The organism is Deinococcus budaensis (genome assembly GCF_014201885.1).
In the GTDB taxonomy this organism is placed as follows: Bacteria; Deinococcota; Deinococci; order Deinococcales; family Deinococcaceae; genus Deinococcus; species Deinococcus budaensis.
In genome coordinates, this window is record NZ_JACHFN010000007.1 from 129,518 (window position 1) to 145,219 (window position 15,702).

Below are 15,702 nucleotides of genomic sequence, written 5' to 3' on the forward strand. Positions count from 1 at the left end.
TTCTTTCAGTGAAAAATATGTTCGATCTTTGACAATTATGGGCCGAGCATGTTACACCGTAGGCACTCACCCTTTCCTGCGGCGCCCGCCGCGAGCCACCCGCAGGCGCAGCCCTCCTTGCACGGCACTCCGCCCAGTCCTGGCCCCCTAGGAGACCGACGTGACCTCAACCGACACTGCCGTTCACCGCACCCTCCAGGGCCTTTTCGCCCAGCGTTGGCGGGGGTTGCGCTCCCCCTCTCCCTGGACGCCGGGCTTCGATCCGCGCGGCGCGGCCATCCGGCAGGCCGAGTGGCGGGTCGCCTCCCCTCCAGACGAGCTGCGCGCCCGAATGGTGGAGCAACTGGTGGAGGCGAGCGACGCGGGCGCACTCGAGCAGGCGCTGACTGCCGGACCCGACGCGCTGGTTTTCGACTTCGACGACACCTTTTCACCGACCGCCGCCAACGTCCGCAGCGGTCACGCCAACCTGGGGCGGCTGCGGGGCCTGACCCGCCCCCTGGTGATGTTGCGCCCCCGCCCGCTGTACATGGAAGACGAGGACGGGGGGAGCGCGACCCTGGGCGACCTCGCCGCGTTCGTGGAGGCGTTGCCGGAACGCGAGTCGCTCTACGTGTACATTCCCAAGCTGGAGTTTCCCCATGAGGCCGAGTTCTGGAACGACCTGCTGGCGGAAACCGAGCGGCAGACCGGGCGGGCGCCGAACAGCCTGCGGGTCTGCCTTCAGATCGAGACGCTGCCCGGGGCCTTTTACGCGGACGAGCTGCTGTACGCGCTGCGGGACCGGGCCTTTGGGCTGAATGCCGGGCGCTGGGACTACGTGGTGAGCGCCGTCAAGTGGCTGGGGGAAGACCGCCGCTTTTGCCTCCCCGAGCGGGGCGAGCTGCACATGGGGCAGCCCTCCATGCGCGCCTACGAGCAGCACCTGGCCCGCGTGTGCGCCCGGCGCGGCGCTCAGGCCATCGGGGGGACGGCGGCCCTGGCCCCCGACCCGCAGGACCCCGAACCCGCCCTGGCCGTGGTGCGCGCCGACAAGGAACGCGAGGCGTCGCAGGGTTACGTCGCCGCCTGGGCCGGGCTGCCGGGCCTGATTCCCACCGTCCGGGGCGTGTTCCAGTCCGCCCCTCCGGCCCCGCCGCTCCCCTTCAAATCCGAGGACGAGATCGCGGCGGAGCTGCTGGATTTTCCCCGCGCCCAGAGGGTGCCGCTCTCCGCCGTGCGCGAGGCCGTCTCCGTGGCCGTGACGTACTTCCGCGCCTGGTTGGCTGGGCAGGGCGTCATCGTGCGGGGGGGGCGGGTGGAGGACACCGCGACCGCCGAACTCGCCCGCGCGCAATTGTGGCAGTGGGTGCATCACCGCCTGCCGCTGGACACCGGGGAGGCGCTGACCCCGGAACGCTTCGAGGCGCTGCTGGCCGAGGAGAGCGACCCGGGAGAGGCCGCGGCCCGGTTGCTGCGCGCGCTGGTCCTGGCGCAGACCTGCCCGCCCTTCTTCCCCGCGACCGCCCGCACCCTGGCCGAGGTCCTTCCCACATGACCCCTTCCCGAGCCGCCGCCGAACCCGCCTGGGCCGACCTGGCCGGACGGACCCTGGCCTGCTGCGCGGACCTCGCCGCGTGCACCGAGGTCCCCGGGCAGATCACCCGCACCTTCCTGTGCGCGCCCGTGCACGACGCCCACGCGCGGCTGGACACCTGGGCCGCCGCCCTGGGGTTGCAGACCCGCGAGGACGCCGCCGGAAACTGGCGCGCGACCCGCCGCAGCGCGCACCCCGCAGCGCGCACCCTGGTGGTCGGCTCGCACCTGGACACCGTGCCGAACGCCGGACCCTACGACGGCGTGCTGGGGGTGGTGCTGGGCCTGGCCCTGATGGACGCCTTGCAGGGCACCCCCCTCCCCTACCACGTCGAGCTGGTCGGCTTCAGCGAGGAGGAGGGCGTGCGCTTCGGCGTGCCCTTTATCGGCAGCCGGGCGCTGATCGGCACGGCGGACGAGCTGATGGGCGTGACGGACGCGGGGGGCCGGACCGTCGCGCAGGCCATCGCCGACTACGGGCTGGACGTGAACACGCTGGCGGAGGCAGAACTCAAGGAAGAAGTGCTGGGATACCTGGAGATGCACATCGAGCAGGGGCCAGTCTTAGAAGCGGAGGGGAGGTCGCTCGGGCTGGTCGAGGCCATCGCCGGACAGTCGCGCCTGAACCTGACCTTCACGGGGAAGGCCAACCACGCGGGCACCACGCCGATGGGGCTGCGCCGTGACGCGCTGACCGGCGCGAGTGCGTTCGTCCTCGCCGCCGAGACCCTCGCCCGGAACACGCCCGGTTTGGTTGCCACCGTCGGCTCTCTGACCGCGCTGCCGGGGGCGAGCAACGTGATTCCCGGTGCAGTCCACCTCACCCTGGACATCCGCCACGCCCGGGACGAGGTGCGGCTGGGCGCGCTGGATCAGCTTCTGACGCGGGCCGGGCAGATCGCGGAGGAACGTGGCCTCACCCTCACCCACGAATTGCGGATGGAGGAGCACGCCACCCCGATGGACCCCGCCCTCACCGCCCTGCTCGGGGAGGCGATGAGCGCCGAGGGCCACGCTGCCACGCCGATGGTCAGCGGCGCCGGGCACGACGCCATGCTGGTGGGGCAGGTGTGGCCCGCCGCGATGCTCTTTCTGCGCAGCCCCGGCGGCCTGAGTCACCACCCCGACGAGGCCGTGCTGGAGGAGGACGTGGAGGCCGCCCTGCGCATGGGCACCCGTTTCCTGCATCTCCTGGCCGAGCGCGAGGAGGCCCGCTGATGTACGACCTGTTGATTCGAGGCGGTCACGTCGTCGGTGAGGATGGCGTCACGGTCGCCGACCTGGGTGTGGTGGAGGGCCGGATCGTGGACGTGGCTCCGGAGCTGGCGGAGGAAGCCCGCGAGGAGCTGGACGCGCGGGGCTTGCACGTCTTCCCCGGCGTGGTTGACGTACACGTCCATTTCAACGAGCCGGGCCGCACCGACTGGGAGGGGATTGCCACCGGCAGCCGCGCCCTGGTCGGGGGGGGGGGGACGGCCTTCGCCGACATGCCCCTCAACAGCTCCCCGCCCGTGCTCGACCGCGCGACCTTCGGGGCCAAGCGGCAGGCGGCCCAGCGCGAGTCATACGCAGACTTCGCCCTCTGGGGTGGCCTCACCCCCCGCAACCTGGACCGGCTGCCTGAACTCGCAGAAGCGGGCGCTGTCGGCTTCAAGGCGTTCATGAGTCACAGCGGCCTGGAGGAATTCGAGGCGTCCGACGACTACACCCTTTACGAGGGCATGAGGTGGGCGCGCGACCTGGGCCGCATCGTCGCCCTGCACGCGGAGAGCGACTCGATCACCGCTGGCCTCTCCGCGCGCCTCCGGGCGGAGGGGGGCCGGGGGGTGCGCGACTACCTCCGCAGCCGCCCCGCCATCGCGGAGGTCGAGGCGGTGGGCCGCGCCCTGCTGCTCGCGGAGGAGACGGGCGCACGGCTGCACCTCGTCCACCTCTCGACCGGGCGGGCCGTGACCCTGGCCGCCGAGGCGAGGGCACGCGGGGTGGACGTGAGCGTGGAAACCTGCCCGCACTACCTCTGCTTCACCGGGGAGGACATGGAGCGCCTGGGCGCCGTCCTGAAGTGCGCGCCGCCCCTGCGGGACCGGGCCGAGGTGGACGCGCTGTGGGACGCCATCCGGGCCGGGACCATCCACACCGTCGGCTCCGACCACTCGCCCAGCACCCTCGACCTCAAGGAGCGGGACGACTTCTTCGAGGTGTGGGGCGGCATCGGCGGGGTGCAGTCCACCCTCGCGGCCCTGCTCACCGAGGGGCGGGCGCGCGGCGTGACTCTCCCCCACATCACCCGCCTGCTCGCCCGCACGCCCGCCGAACGCTTCGGCCTCGCCGGGAAGGGCGCGTTGGAACCCGGCTTCGACGCCGACCTCGTGCTCGTGGACCTGGACGCCGAGTGGGTCCACACACAGGGCGACCTGCACACCCGCTGGAAGTACAGCCCCTATCTGGGGCGCACCTTCCGGGGCCGGGTGCGCCGCACCCTGCTGCGCGGGCAGACCGTGTATCTGGACGGCACCTTCCCCCATCCCCCCCAGGGCCGCTTCCTGCGTCCTGCCGCCCCCACTTCCCAGGAGGTCACCCCTTGACCCTCAAACAGCTTGGCCAGACCCGCAGCGTCGTCGCGCCCGAATTCGCGCTGCTCACGCCCGAGACCTTCATCCGGACCACCGTCGCCGAGTGGCGGAACACGGCCTGCATGGTTCACATCGCCCCGGTGATCGGCCAGGGCGCGCGCTTCACCCAGTTTACGGCAGAGATGGGACCCGGCGCGGAGGCGAGCGCGCCACCAAGGGAGATCCAGCGCTTCGTCTTTGTACTGGACGGCGAGGTCGAGTTGCGGGTAAACGGCGAGACGCACCGCCTGGGCGAGTACGACTATGCCTACCTGCCCGCCGGGACCGACCATACCCTGCGCGCCGAGCAGGCCGCCCGCGTCTCCGTCTTCGAGAAACGCTTTCACCCCCAGCTTGAGGGGCTGCCTGCGCCACAGATTTTCCTGGGGAATGAGCGCCAGGTGCCCGGCAGCGAGTTCGAGGGCGACCCCGGATTGATCGCCCGCAAGCTCCTCCCCGATGAAGCCCAGTTCGACTTCATCGTGACCACCATGAGCTACGCGCCGGGCGCCACCCTCCCCTACGTCGAGATTCACTACATGGAACACGGCCTGCTGATGCTGGAGGGCGAGGGCATCTACCGCCTGGGCGAGCGCTTCCTGCCGGTCACGCAGGGCGACGTGATCTGGATGGGCGCGCACTGCCCGCAGTGGTACGGGGCGCTGGGCAAGACATGGAGCAAGTACCTGCTCTACAAGGACATGAACCGTCACCCGCTCGACATCCGGTAAGCCTGGAGGGTCGCCCCCTGACAGGTGCGGCGACCCATGCTGACTTTCGACTGAAAAACCTTTTCAACCCTCGAAATCCAGAACATCCCCACCCGAGAGGAGCCGACATGACCACCACCGAGGACCGCCTGCCGCTCACCACCCACTACGACGTGCGCCGCGACGCCGCCGGACACCGCTACCTCGAACCTTTCGTGAAGGGCTTCGACCTTACCCGGATTCCGCTGCTGAACAAGGGGACGGCCTTTACCCACGAGGAGCGCGCGGCGCTGGGCCTGGACGGGCTGATCGCGCCGCAGGTGGACGCGCTGGAGACGCTGGTGGACCGCCTCTACCGCGACTACGTGAGGGTGCAGGATCCGCTCGACAAACACGTCTTCCTGCGAAACCTGCAAGACCGCAACGAGGTGCTGTTCTACGCGCTGCTCTCCACGCACGTCGAGGAGATGCTGCCGGTCGTGTACACGCCGACCGTGGGCCTGGCGGTGCAGCAGTTCAGCAAGATCTACCGGGTGCCGCGCGGCCTGATGCTCTCGACCGACAACATTGACCGGGCGGAACAGGCGCTGGCGAACGTGCCCCTCAACGACGTGCGGATCATCGTGGCGACCGATTCGAGCGCCATTCTCGGGATCGGGGACCAGGGCTTCGGGGGCATGGGCATCTCCATCGGGAAGCTCAGCCTGTACGTCGTCGCGGGCGGGGTGGGGCCGGACAAGACCCTGCCCGTCGAGCTGGACGTGGGCACGAACCGCCAGGACCTGCTCGACGACCCGGACTACCTGGGGGTGCACCACCAGCGGCTCACGGGGGACGAGTACCTGGCGTTCGTGGACCGCTTCGTGGAGGCGACCCGCAAGCGGTATCCCAAGGCGATCATCCAGTGGGAGGACTTCTCGCGCGACGCGGCCTTCACCGTGCTGGAGCGCTACCGCAAGGTCGTGCCGAGCTTCAACGACGACATCCAGGGGACGGGCGCGGTGGTGCTCGCGGGCGTGCTGAACGCCTGTCGCCTCAAGGGGGAGCGGCTGCGCGACCAGCGCATCGTGCTGCACGGGGCGGGCGCGGGCGGGATCGGGGTCACGGACGCCCTCCGAAGGGGCCTGATGCGGGACGGCCTCACGGACGAGGAGGCGCGCGCCCGGCTGTTCGTGCTCGACCAGACGGGACTCCTGCTGAGCGACCGCGAACTGGAAGGCTACAAGCGGACCTACGCGCACGATCCGGCCACCCTGGGCTTCACGTACGCGGGCCGCGCGCCGACCCTGCTCGAAACCGTGCAGGGCGCGGGGGCGACCGTCCTGGTGGGCCTCTCGGGCGTGGCGGGAGCCTTTGACGAGGCCGTGGTGCGGGCCGTTCACGCCAATGCGGCGCAGCCGGTCGTCTTTCCGCTGTCCAACCCCACCGCCAACTGCGAGGCGCTGCCCGCTGACGTGCTGCGCTGGACGGGGGGCGCGGCGCTGGTCTCCACCGGCAGTCCTTTCGCCCCGGTGGAGCTGAACGGGCGGACGTATCCCATCGGGCAGGGCAACAATGCCTTCATCTTCCCCGGGCTGGGCTTCGGGGCGATCCTGGCGGGGGCGCGCGAGATCACCGACGAGATGGTGCTGGAAGGCGCCTACGCCCTGGCCGACTACACCGCCCGCACCCATCCGGACCGGCTCTACCCGCCGGTCTCCGACCTGCCCGCCGCCAGCGTGGAGGTCGCCGCGCGCGTGATCCGGCAGACGCTGCGCGACGGCGTGGCGCAGGAACAGGAACTGGACGGCCTGGACGACGCGGCCCTGACCGATCTGGTGCGCGCGAAGTTCTGGACGCCGAAGTACCTGCCCTTCCGCGCGCCCCAGGGAGGCCGGGCATGACCGCCGGCAAGACGCTCGCCGGGGGGGATCGGCACCTCCGCCCTGGTCTTCGTGGGCGTGCCCGCCACCGTAAACGGCGCGGACGTGCTGGGGATGGCCCAGGCTCACGGCCTCGCCACCGCGGTCATGGCGACGGCGCTGGGCACGGTCAGCGGCGGGCACGTGAGCCTGGGGCTGGGCCTGGTCGGCAAGCAGCCCTGGGATGACAGCCTGCGCTTCACGGCCGCGCAACTGGGAGGCGGGCGCGCCCGGCGCCTTCGCCGCGTGTCCGCTCCCCGGCCCTGGAGCAAGACTTCAAGAACCCGTCCTCAAGCCAAGGAGAGAGCCTATGCCCCTACGAATCCTGGTCCCCCTCGAAACCCTCGAAGCGAGCCAACCGGCGTTGGAGGCTGCCCGGGAGTTTTTCCCGGATGCGGCGCTGCACCTCCTGCACGTGGTCATTCCCGGCGAGGTCCCGTTGCGCACGGCCGCCTTTCCGGCCGGGCCGGGCGAGGAGGCCGAGGCGCAGGTGGACCGCAGCCTCCAGGCCCGGCTGGAGGCCCTGGGCAGCGGCGAGACCTTGCAGGTCGGCGACCCGGCGGCCGAGATTCTGGAACGGGCGCGGAGCGGGGCCTTCGATCTGATTGTCCTGTCTCCTTCCGGGAAACGCGGCCTGCAACGCTTCTTGCTGGGGTCCGTCGCTCAGCGTGTGATCCGCGAGTCGCCCATCCCGGTCATGAGTGTGCGGCGGCTGCGCGGCGGGGAGACCCGTTGATCTGTCCGCCGCGCGCCAGGCGGCGCCCATCCCCGCTCGCTTCGCGGCCGCGCTGATCCCTGCCCTGCCGCGCCGCCCTGCCGCGCTTTGTGCGTGGCCTCGCCGACCTGAAAGAGGGGTCGCGCAGAGGGGCACAGGCCCCCCACCGCTCCGGCAGCCTGGCTCAGGGGTGGGGGGCGCGGCGGGGCATTCCGGGAGGCTCCTTCCTATGATGGGCAGCATGAGCCGCATCGCCCGCCTGTTCCCCCGTGAGCGCCACCGATGAGCCTGCCGGGCGAGGCGGGCTTCCAGGCGTTCGACTGGCCGCGCCTGCTGCTGGGAGAAGGCGCCTCGGGTCTGCTGCTGCTGGAACTCGTCTTCCGGACCGGGGTCATCTTCCTGTGGCTGCTGTTCTTGCTGCGCGTGACCGGCAAGCGTGGCCTCGCGCAGCTCAGCCCGCTGGAGTTCGCCATCGTGATCGCGCTGGGATCGGCCGCCGGTGACCCCATGCTCTACACCGAGGTCCCGCTGCTCCAGGCCATGCTGGTGCTCGCGGCCGTGGTGGGACTGCAACGCGGCGTCTCCCGGTTGATGAACCGCTCCAGGAAGCTCGAGACTTTCGTGGACGGCGTCCCGATGGAATTGATGCGCGACGGGGTCATTCTGGACGGGGCGTTGCGCCGGTCTCAGCTGAGTCAGGAAGACCTGTTCGAGCGCCTCCGTCCCGAAGGGGTCGAGCAGCTCGGGCAGGTCCGGCGGGTCTACCTCGAACAGGGGGGGCACCTGTCCGTCTTCCTGTTGCCGGAGTCGCAGGTGCGGCCGGGGCTGCCTATCGTTCCTCCCTGGGACCTTCAGCCGCCACCCCCGGTGCCCGCCGGGTTCCGGGGACCTGTCGCTTGCCGACACTGCGGTCAGGTGGAGACCGGAGCAGGACCGGTCTGCACCTGTGGACACCGCCACTGGACGGTGGCGACGGCTCGTCCCTGGAAGCTGGTCGAGGAGTCCTCCCGTGCGGCCGGTCAGGACATCCCGTCGGTGAGCTGATCCTCGCGTGGGGGGACGCTTCTCTGGAGAAGGTGGTTCCCCTGGCCGGGTGAGCGGCCGGGGCACCACCGGCTGCCCACCAGCACGCCGCTGAGCTGGCGGTCGCCCCTGCTGAAGCTGGCGAACAAAGACCCTCCCAGGCCAGTATGCGGCAGTCACAACGGGGCCGTTGAGGGGTCCCGTCCCTGCCGATCAAAAAGCGTGGGCTGCACGTGGCCGATCTGCATTCCCGGCGGCTGGTCGGCTGATTGAGGCGCCAGCGGCTCACCACCATTGTGCTGCCGGTCGCCTCGCCGCTTCCAGCATGCCGTTGAGCCGCTGCCACTCGCGCGTCCTTTGTTGCGCGGCGTCCACCTCGCGCCGCGCCGGCTCCGGGGTTCGGTCATGCAGGCGCGGGGGCGCTGCGCCTTTTGCCGGTGCGTGAGCAGACGCTGCAAGTCTAAGCCCCGACGGGGTGGCCGATGCCCTGGGCCATGCAGGCAGCGGCCCCGGTCAGGAACGGGCGGGAAACAGGTCGGCTTCTCCACCGGTGGGGAGGGAAGCGCCGGCGCGGTCCGGTTCAGCAAGCGGCCCCGCCAGCAACAGGGCCTCGCCAGGCGCCAGGCCGCGCCCGCCGGGCTGACCCGGGAAGCCCAAAACATGGGGCGGCCTTGAGTCCGGCGGGACGGGGCAAGGTGGTGAGGTGGAGCGTCACCATGCTGCCACCGTGCTGGAGCGGAAGTGCCCAACACCCCCTGTGCCCCGACACCAGACGGCCGTCAGCTCCCCGTCCTACCCTGGACCTATGAAGTCAAGTCTTCTGGCGGCGCTCCTGACGCTGGGCGCTGGGGCGTCTGCGGCTACGCTCCCCGTCGAGCGGGTGCTCAGTGCTCACACCGGGTGGGCGACGGGCGCGGCCCTCTCGCCCGGTGGCCGGCACCTCGCCCTGATCGCGCGCTCGGCGGTGTACCTGACCGACCTCGGCAGCGGCCGGCAGACGGCGCTGAGCGGACACGTCGGCGTCGTGACGGGCGCGGCCTACACCCCCGACGGCCAGACCCTGTTCACCAGCGGCAGTGACGGCACGGTGCGGCGCTGGGACGCGGCCAGTGGGAAGCGCCTCTCCACCTTGCAGGCCTGCGGCCTCACGCCGGGCGCGGCGAACTCCCACGAATGGGCGACCTCGCTCGCAGTGCGTTCGGCCACCGACTTCACCGTGAGCTGCGCCGGCACCGTGCAGGTCTGGCGCGGCGGGGGGCGGATCCGGACCCTGCCGGGAGACCTGACCGCGTACAGCCGGGACGGCACCCGGCTGGCCGTCTCGAACGGGGAGCGGCCCCTGAAGCTCTACGACGCGCGGACCTTCGAGGTGAAGGCCGAATTCGCCCCGCCCCGGCTGGCCCAGCCCATCGACGTGTTCACCACGCCCGGCCCGCCGAGTGCGCTGGCCTTCTCGCCGGACGGGACCCGGCTCGCCGTGGCCTTCAGTGACAGCATGCCCAAGGTCGAGAACTTCCGGGCGGCGGTCTACGACACGGGCAGCGGAGCGTTGCTGTTCGAGCTGGGCGGTTCTCCGGACCTCGTGCAGGGCCTGGCCTACAGCCCCGACGGGAAGACGCTGGCCGCGACCGGGCGCAGCAGCGCCAAGCTGTACGACGCGGGCACGGGCCGGGAACTCCGGCGCCTCCAGCCCCCCAACACCCGCATCGGCGTGAACGCGGTGGCCTGGACCCCGGACGGCCGTCAGGTGATCGCCACCAGCACCCTCAGGGGCGCGGAGGTGCTGGACCTCTCCGGCCGGGTGAGCCGCACCTACAGCGCCCCGGCGGACATGGTGCCGGCCCTCGCCTGGAATCCGGCGGGCACCGTGCTGGCCACAGGGGGCATGGACGGCCAGATCCTGCTGTGGAAGGGCGCGGCCCCCCTGAGCCGCTGGCCGGCCCACTCGGGCGGCGCCACGGGGCTGCTCGGCGTCAACGACCTGACCTTCTCCCCGGACGGTGCCCGCGTGGTCTCCGGGGGGCAGGACGGGACCCTGCGCTTCTGGACCTCCGGCGGGAAGCGGCTCACCAGCATCGGCCTGAAGTCCAACACGGTGGGCCTGCCGCAGTTCTCCACGGACGGCCAGACCCTGCTGTTCGGGGAGGGGACGGCGCTCTACCTGGGGAGCACGGCCCGGCTGCTCCGGAAGGCGGAGTGGCCCATCCAGCCCATCACCCAGGCGCTGTACCAGGCCGCCGGGCAGGCCGGGTTCCTCGACCCACTGCGGTGGAGAAAGCAGACCGGGGAAGCCTTCTGGCAGTTCAAGGGAACCGGCGGCAGCACCTTTGCCGCGCGCCTCCTGCCTGATCACCGGACGGTGCGCGAACTGTCTGCGGCCTCGAACGGCACGGCCCTGAGCCAGTACGACGCGTTGACGGGAAAAATGCTCCGGAAGGTGCTTCCGGCCTCGACCTTCGGGAATGCGTACACCGCCTCGTTCAGCGCGGACGGGGGGCGCTTCGCCTTCGGAAAGACCGACGGCACCACCGAACTGTGGAGCGTGGACGGCCGGTTGAACGTGCGGCGCCTGGCCTCCTTTCCGGGGGAAGGCCGGGTGTACAAGACGGCGATCAGCCCGGACGGGCGGTTCGTCGCGGCGCGGGGCGGCGAGAGCGTCACCGTCTACGACGTGCGCCGGGGGGCCGAGGTCGGCACGTTCCGGGGCCTTTCGGCCTCTTCCTCCGCCCTGGCCTTCGCGCCGGACGGGACGCGGCTCGCGGTGGGCAGCGGCACCGCGCAGCGCGGCGGCACGGTGACGGTGTTCGGGGTCAGGTGAGGCGGCTAGGCGGGTGCGGTCAGGCTCCGGACACCTCCTGGGCGCGTGCCCCCGCCGCCGTCAGGGCGCCCCGGCCAGGCCCTGAGCGCTCTCCCACCCACAGCCGCTTGAGGTTGATGCGTCCGTACACGTCCGGGAACACGTCCCGGATCAGCGGGTGCACCGCCCGGCGCTTGACCCGGTGGTGGGTCAGGTTCACGTGGTGGCCCCCGAGCAGCAAGGCTTCCACCCGGTCGAGGATCGCCTCCAGGTCCCCGAAGGTCTGCGCCGCGCTGCGGTAGCCGTCCAGTTCCCGGTCCACCTCCACCAGCACCTCCGGGGGCAGCAGGCGGCGGAACAGCAGTTCAGGCTGGCGCAGCGCGGTCCAGAACGACAGGTGCTCGTCTCCTCCCGCCACCTCTCCCAGCAGCACGAGGTCGGCGGCGTCGCCCCGGTCGGGCGTGGCGGCGAGGGGATAGGGGCGCAGCTCGACCGCGAGGCCGTGGCGGGCGGCCCGCCGGACCAGCCACTCGCCCTCGGCCAGCGGGTCGGGCAGGTCCAGCACCCACAGGCGCAGGGGCGGCCCCGTGTAGGCGGCCTGCTGCACGAGGGCGGCGGCGCGGGCCTCTGAGCGCGGGCGGGACGGCCGGCGGGCGCTGCGGCGAGGAAAGAACGACGTGGCGGGCACCAGGGGGTCCGCGCGGCCTGTCTCCCGCCAGAAGGCCGAGACGTCGTGCAACTCGCACAGGGCGGCCCGCAGCGCGGCGTTCTGCGCAGCGGGCCGGTGCCCGTTCCAGATCAGGAACTGCACGCCGACCTCGGCCTGCCAGTCGTCCACCGACGCGTCCGTGGCCCCGTCGACCTGGTAGTGCCGGACGTGGCCGTGGCCGCCCTGCCCCACCCGGTACAGCTCCACCTCGTCGATCAGGGGTCGCCCCGCGAAATGGGCGTCGAACGCGGTCAGGCGGAGGCCGCCGTCCAGCGGGGTCCAGCGAAAGGCCCCGGTGCCCACCGGCTGCGTCTCGTCGAAAGGCACGTCGCGCGGCAAGATCAGCGCCTGGGTGTCGGCCAGCCGCCGGGGCAAAAAGGCGTCCGGCCGGGCGAGGTGCAGCCGTACGGTCTGTGGACCCAGGACCGCCACGTCCCGCAGGTCCGGCAGGAACCAGGGGGCACCCACCCGGAGCCGCTCCAGGGTAAAGCGCACGTCCCCGGCGTCCAGGGTTCGCCCGTGGTGAAAGGCCACGGCCTTGCGCAGGTGAAAGGTCCAGCTCAGCCTGTCCGGGGCGGCACTCCAGTGGTGCGCGAGGTGGGGCTGGAGCGTCCACGTCTCCGGGTCGAAGCGGGTGAGTCCGTCGAGCACCTGGGTCAGCAGGTGCGCCTCGGCGGTCGCGCTGACGTGCAGGGGGTCGAGGCTGGTCAGCTCGCGGGTCAGGACAGTCCGCAGCCGGTCCACCCCCGCCGGAGTGGCGCTGAGGCCAAAGACGCTGCGGGCCGCGTCGGTGAGAACCCAGGCGCGCGGGAAAGGCAGGCGGGAGAGCCGGGCGAGGTCCCCGGCGGCTCCGGCCTGGGCGAGCTGCCCGGTCAACGCCGCGAGTTCGGCCCTCAGGCCCGTGGCAAAGGCGACGCGCGAGGTGTGGCCCCGGCCCCGCCCCGGGGCGTAGCTCAGCCGCCCTTCCCGGTCCAGCCGGACGAGCTGGCGCCGGGCGGTCCGGGCGCTGCACCCCCACCAGCGCGCGGCTTCTTCCAGCCGCAAGGCGTGGGCGCCCCGCTCTCCGTCCCGCGCGTGCAGGGCCGCCCGCAAGTCCAGGTATGCCCAGTCGGGCGGCGCAAAAGGGGTCATCTGCGGCCCAGTCTGACTCTTTTTTCCCCTTTCTGCGGCCCCCAGACTGGGGCGCATGTGGCGAGAACTGCACCCCAACGTCCGTGTGCGCATCGTCAACTCCTTTCTGACCCGGATGGTCGGCGGGGCCGTGTTCCCCTTCATGGCGATCTATTTCACCCGTCACCTGGGGCCGGGGCTGGCGGGGGCGCTGCTCGCCGCGCTGGTCGGCGTGCAGTTCGTCGCCGGGCTGTACGGGGGCGGCCTGGCGGACGTGTGGGGCCGCCGCCGGACCCTCCTGGCCGGGGAGTGGCTCAAGCTCGCGGCTTTCCTGGTGCTGCTGGCGGCCAACCTGCACACGCCCCTGCCCTGGGTCACCTTTGCCGCCCTGACCGTCATCAACGTCTCCAGCGGCCTGATCAACCCGGCCGCCGAGGCGATGCTGGTGGACGTGAGCACGCCCGAGACGCGCACCTTCATGTACGCGGTGAACTACTGGGCGATCAACGCCAGCCTCCTGATCGGCACCCTGCTGGGCGGCTGGCTGTATCAGGACCACTTCGGCGGGCTGCTGGCCGGACTGTGCGCCATGTCGGGCCTGACCCTCTTTCTGGCGTGGTCGCGCATGACCGAGACGCTGGGCGGGGCGCGGCCCTCGCGCGCGGAGGTCCGGGAGCAGATGGGCCTCGGGCCGCTGGCCCGCAACTACGCGCAGGTGATGGGCGACCGGGCCTTCAGGCTGTTTTTGCTGGGCTTCTTGCTGCTGATGACCATCGAGTTCGGGCGGTCGAACTTCATCCCGGTCCATCTGGCAGCCTCCTTTCCGGAGCAGGCGGTGCTGGGCCTCACCCTCGACGGCGTGAAGGCGATGAGCGTGCTGACGGCCGTGAACACCGTGATGATCGTGGCCCTCACGGTTCCGGTGACCGGCTGGGTGAAAGGCCGCGACCGGACCCGGCTGATGACCGTGGGCTTCGGCCTGTTCGCGCTGGGCTTCGCGGTCCTGAACGTGAGCCTGAGCCTGCCTGTCCTGATCGCGGCCAGCGTGCTGCTGAGTCTGGGCGAACTGCTGTACGTGCCCACCCGGCAGGCCCTGCTGGCGGACATGGTGCCGGGCGAGCGCCGGGGGGCCTACCTCGCGGTCAACGGGCAGACCTTTACCGTGGGCAAGTGGCTCGCGGCGCTGGGGCTTCCCCTGGGCGCGGGGATCGGCGGCGCGGGCATGGCCCTGGTCACCCTGCTGCTGGGCCTGCTCGCCATCTGGCTGAGTCTGGCCGGGGTCCGGGGACGGCAGCGCGCCCAGTCGCCCACCGTGACTCCGGCGCTGGGCGACTGAGCGGCCGGGCCGTCCAGAGTCACGCGCCCCACAACCGGGGACGGGGCATGTCCCGGCGCTGGGGCGGACCCGGGCGTGAAGCTGCCCCGGAGGGACCGCAGGCTGGTCTACTTCAGGAAATCTTCCCGCAGGTAGGCGGGGTTCGGGTAGGTGTAGAAGCCCTCCCCGGTGGCGACGCCCAGCTTGCCCCGGTCGATGTAGCCCTTGAGGTACTCGGCCACGGCCCCGCGCCCCGCGTCGCCCTGGGCGGCGGCGGCCATGTTGATGTTGTAGGGCGTGGTCAGGCCGATCACGTCCAGGATGGCAAAGGGGCCACGCGGCGCGCCGGTCGCCACCATCCAGGTCTTGTCCACCGTGTGCGGGTCCGCGACGCCCTTCACGACCAGCTCCAGGGCCGCACCCAGCAGCGGCACCAGTAGGGTGTTCAGGATGTAGCCCGGCTGCTCTTTGTGCAGCGGCAGCGCGACCATGCCGATGTCCTGGGCAAACGCCACCACCTGATCGAACACGGCGTCGTCCGTGCGCGGCGTGCGCATGATCTCGGCCGTGTTGTTCACCCAGATCTGGTTGGCGAAGTGCAGGGCCAGGAACCGCCCGGGCCGCCCGGTGGCCTCCATCAGGTCGCTGGGAAGCAGGGTGGAGGTGTTGGTCGCGAAGATGGTCTGCGGGTCCGCGACCGTGCCCAGCTTCTGGTAAAAGTCCCGCTTGATGCCGATGACTTCCGGGATGGCCTCGATCACGAGGTCCGCGCCCCGCACCGCCCCGGCCAGATCGGTGAAAAAGCTCAGGCGGTCCTGCGCGGCCTGGGTCTGCTCGGGCGTGGCCTGGAGGTCTTGCTGGTAGCGCGCCGTCAGCCCCTGCATGGTGGCCCTGGCGCGGGTGATGGCCTCGTCGCTCACGTCGTACACGCGCACGCCGAAGCCGTGAAAGGCCGTCTGAAAGGCGATCTGCGAACCCAGCACGCCACTGCCGCACACGGCGACGGTTCTGATGGTCATGGTCGATCCTCCTGGCCGCTCCGTCCACGCCGCTCCGTCTACAGGGGCGGCCTGTTCCGTTGCCCCCGGAGCCTACCCCCACGCTCCCGGTTGCGGGCGGCCTGCTGACCGGACCCTTAAAGGACGATGAGGGGGAGGCCCCCGCTGCCTGCCTGGGCAGGGGCAACGCGGGCAGCGGCGGAGACGGAGGCGGGGGCCCGGGACGGTTGGCGGCGG

General features: G+C 71.5%; 11 protein-coding genes. 9 read left to right on the forward strand and 2 right to left on the reverse strand.

Annotated elements, in window-relative coordinates:
* Positions 1 to 160 precede the first annotated feature (160 nt).
* The 8 genes from HNQ09_RS10825 (at position 161) to HNQ09_RS10860 (ending at position 11,354) form a co-directional block, all read left to right on the forward strand.
* The gene (locus HNQ09_RS10825; RefSeq protein WP_184029013.1) at positions 161 to 1,537 is read left to right on the forward strand and encodes an aldolase/citrate lyase/malate synthase family protein; all 1,377 of its coding nucleotides are present in this window, start codon (positions 161 to 163) and stop codon (positions 1,535 to 1,537) included.
* Positions 1,534 to 2,793, forward strand: a complete 1,260-nt coding sequence (locus tag HNQ09_RS10830; protein WP_184029015.1) for an allantoate amidohydrolase — start codon at positions 1,534 to 1,536, stop codon at positions 2,791 to 2,793. Before HNQ09_RS10825 ends, HNQ09_RS10830 begins: the two co-directional genes overlap by 4 nt.
* A complete protein-coding gene (locus HNQ09_RS10835; protein WP_184029017.1) occupies positions 2,793 to 4,160 on the forward strand; it encodes an allantoinase in 1,368 nt (455 codons plus the stop codon). Before HNQ09_RS10830 ends, HNQ09_RS10835 begins: the two co-directional genes overlap by 1 nt.
* The gene (gene allE / locus HNQ09_RS10840; RefSeq protein ID WP_184029019.1) at positions 4,157 to 4,918 is read left to right on the forward strand and encodes a (S)-ureidoglycine aminohydrolase; all 762 of its coding nucleotides are present in this window, start codon (positions 4,157 to 4,159) and stop codon (positions 4,916 to 4,918) included. The genes HNQ09_RS10835 and allE overlap by 4 nt, the downstream gene beginning before the upstream one ends.
* 107 nt (positions 4,919 to 5,025) lie before the next feature.
* Positions 5,026 to 6,780 carry an NAD-dependent malic enzyme gene (locus HNQ09_RS10845; protein ID WP_221269752.1) on the forward strand — a complete coding sequence of 585 codons (1,755 nt, stop codon included), beginning with the start codon at positions 5,026 to 5,028 and terminating at the stop codon, positions 6,778 to 6,780.
* 328 nt (positions 6,781 to 7,108) lie between these two features.
* Complete coding sequence (locus HNQ09_RS10850; protein ID WP_184029022.1) at positions 7,109 to 7,534, forward strand: universal stress protein; 426 nt, start codon at positions 7,109 to 7,111, stop codon at positions 7,532 to 7,534.
* A 261-nt stretch (positions 7,535 to 7,795) separates the two neighbouring features.
* Entirely contained in the window at positions 7,796 to 8,557 is a 762-nt protein-coding gene (locus HNQ09_RS10855; RefSeq protein ID WP_184029024.1) for a DUF421 domain-containing protein, read from the forward strand.
* A 784-nt stretch (positions 8,558 to 9,341) separates the two neighbouring features.
* Positions 9,342 to 11,354, forward strand: a complete 2,013-nt coding sequence (locus tag HNQ09_RS10860; protein ID WP_184029026.1) for a WD40 repeat domain-containing protein — start codon at positions 9,342 to 9,344, stop codon at positions 11,352 to 11,354.
* A gap of 19 nt (positions 11,355 to 11,373) precedes the next feature.
* Here the strand turns inward: HNQ09_RS10860 and HNQ09_RS10865 are convergent, their stop codons facing one another.
* Positions 11,374 to 13,173, reverse strand: coding sequence for an ABC transporter substrate-binding protein (locus HNQ09_RS10865; RefSeq protein WP_184029029.1), 1,800 nt, complete (start codon positions 13,171 to 13,173; stop codon positions 11,374 to 11,376).
* Between the two features lie 55 nt (positions 13,174 to 13,228).
* Here HNQ09_RS10865 and HNQ09_RS10870 point away from each other — a divergent pair, with 55 nt between their 5' ends.
* A complete protein-coding gene (locus HNQ09_RS10870; RefSeq protein WP_184029031.1) occupies positions 13,229 to 14,488 on the forward strand; it encodes an MDR family MFS transporter in 1,260 nt (419 codons plus the stop codon).
* Positions 14,489 to 14,595: 107 nt separating this feature from the next.
* Here HNQ09_RS10870 and HNQ09_RS10875 read toward each other — a convergent pair whose 3' ends face one another.
* A complete protein-coding gene (locus HNQ09_RS10875) occupies positions 14,596 to 15,486 on the reverse strand; it encodes a 3-hydroxyacyl-CoA dehydrogenase (RefSeq protein WP_184029033.1) in 891 nt (296 codons plus the stop codon).
* Positions 15,487 to 15,702: the final 216 nt, after the last annotated feature.

Bases quoted from the DNA above. Each gene is read 5' to 3' on its own strand.
- HNQ09_RS10830 (WP_184029015.1), top strand. From the start codon at position 1,534: ATGACCCCTTCCCGAGCCGCCGCCGAACCCGCCTGGGCCGACCTGGCC.
- HNQ09_RS10835 (WP_184029017.1), top strand. From the start codon at position 2,793: ATGTACGACCTGTTGATTCGAGGCGGTCACGTCGTCGGTGAGGATGGC.
- HNQ09_RS10845 (WP_221269752.1), top strand. From the start codon at position 5,026: ATGACCACCACCGAGGACCGCCTGCCGCTCACCACCCACTACGACGTG.
- HNQ09_RS10850 (WP_184029022.1), top strand. From the start codon at position 7,109: ATGCCCCTACGAATCCTGGTCCCCCTCGAAACCCTCGAAGCGAGCCAA.
- HNQ09_RS10855 (WP_184029024.1), top strand. From the start codon at position 7,796: ATGAGCCTGCCGGGCGAGGCGGGCTTCCAGGCGTTCGACTGGCCGCGC.
- HNQ09_RS10860 (WP_184029026.1), top strand. From the start codon at position 9,342: ATGAAGTCAAGTCTTCTGGCGGCGCTCCTGACGCTGGGCGCTGGGGCG.
- HNQ09_RS10865 (WP_184029029.1), bottom strand. From the start codon at position 13,173: ATGACCCCTTTTGCGCCGCCCGACTGGGCATACCTGGACTTGCGGGCG.
- HNQ09_RS10870 (WP_184029031.1), top strand. From the start codon at position 13,229: ATGTGGCGAGAACTGCACCCCAACGTCCGTGTGCGCATCGTCAACTCC.
- HNQ09_RS10875 (WP_184029033.1), bottom strand. From the start codon at position 15,486: ATGACCATCAGAACCGTCGCCGTGTGCGGCAGTGGCGTGCTGGGTTCG.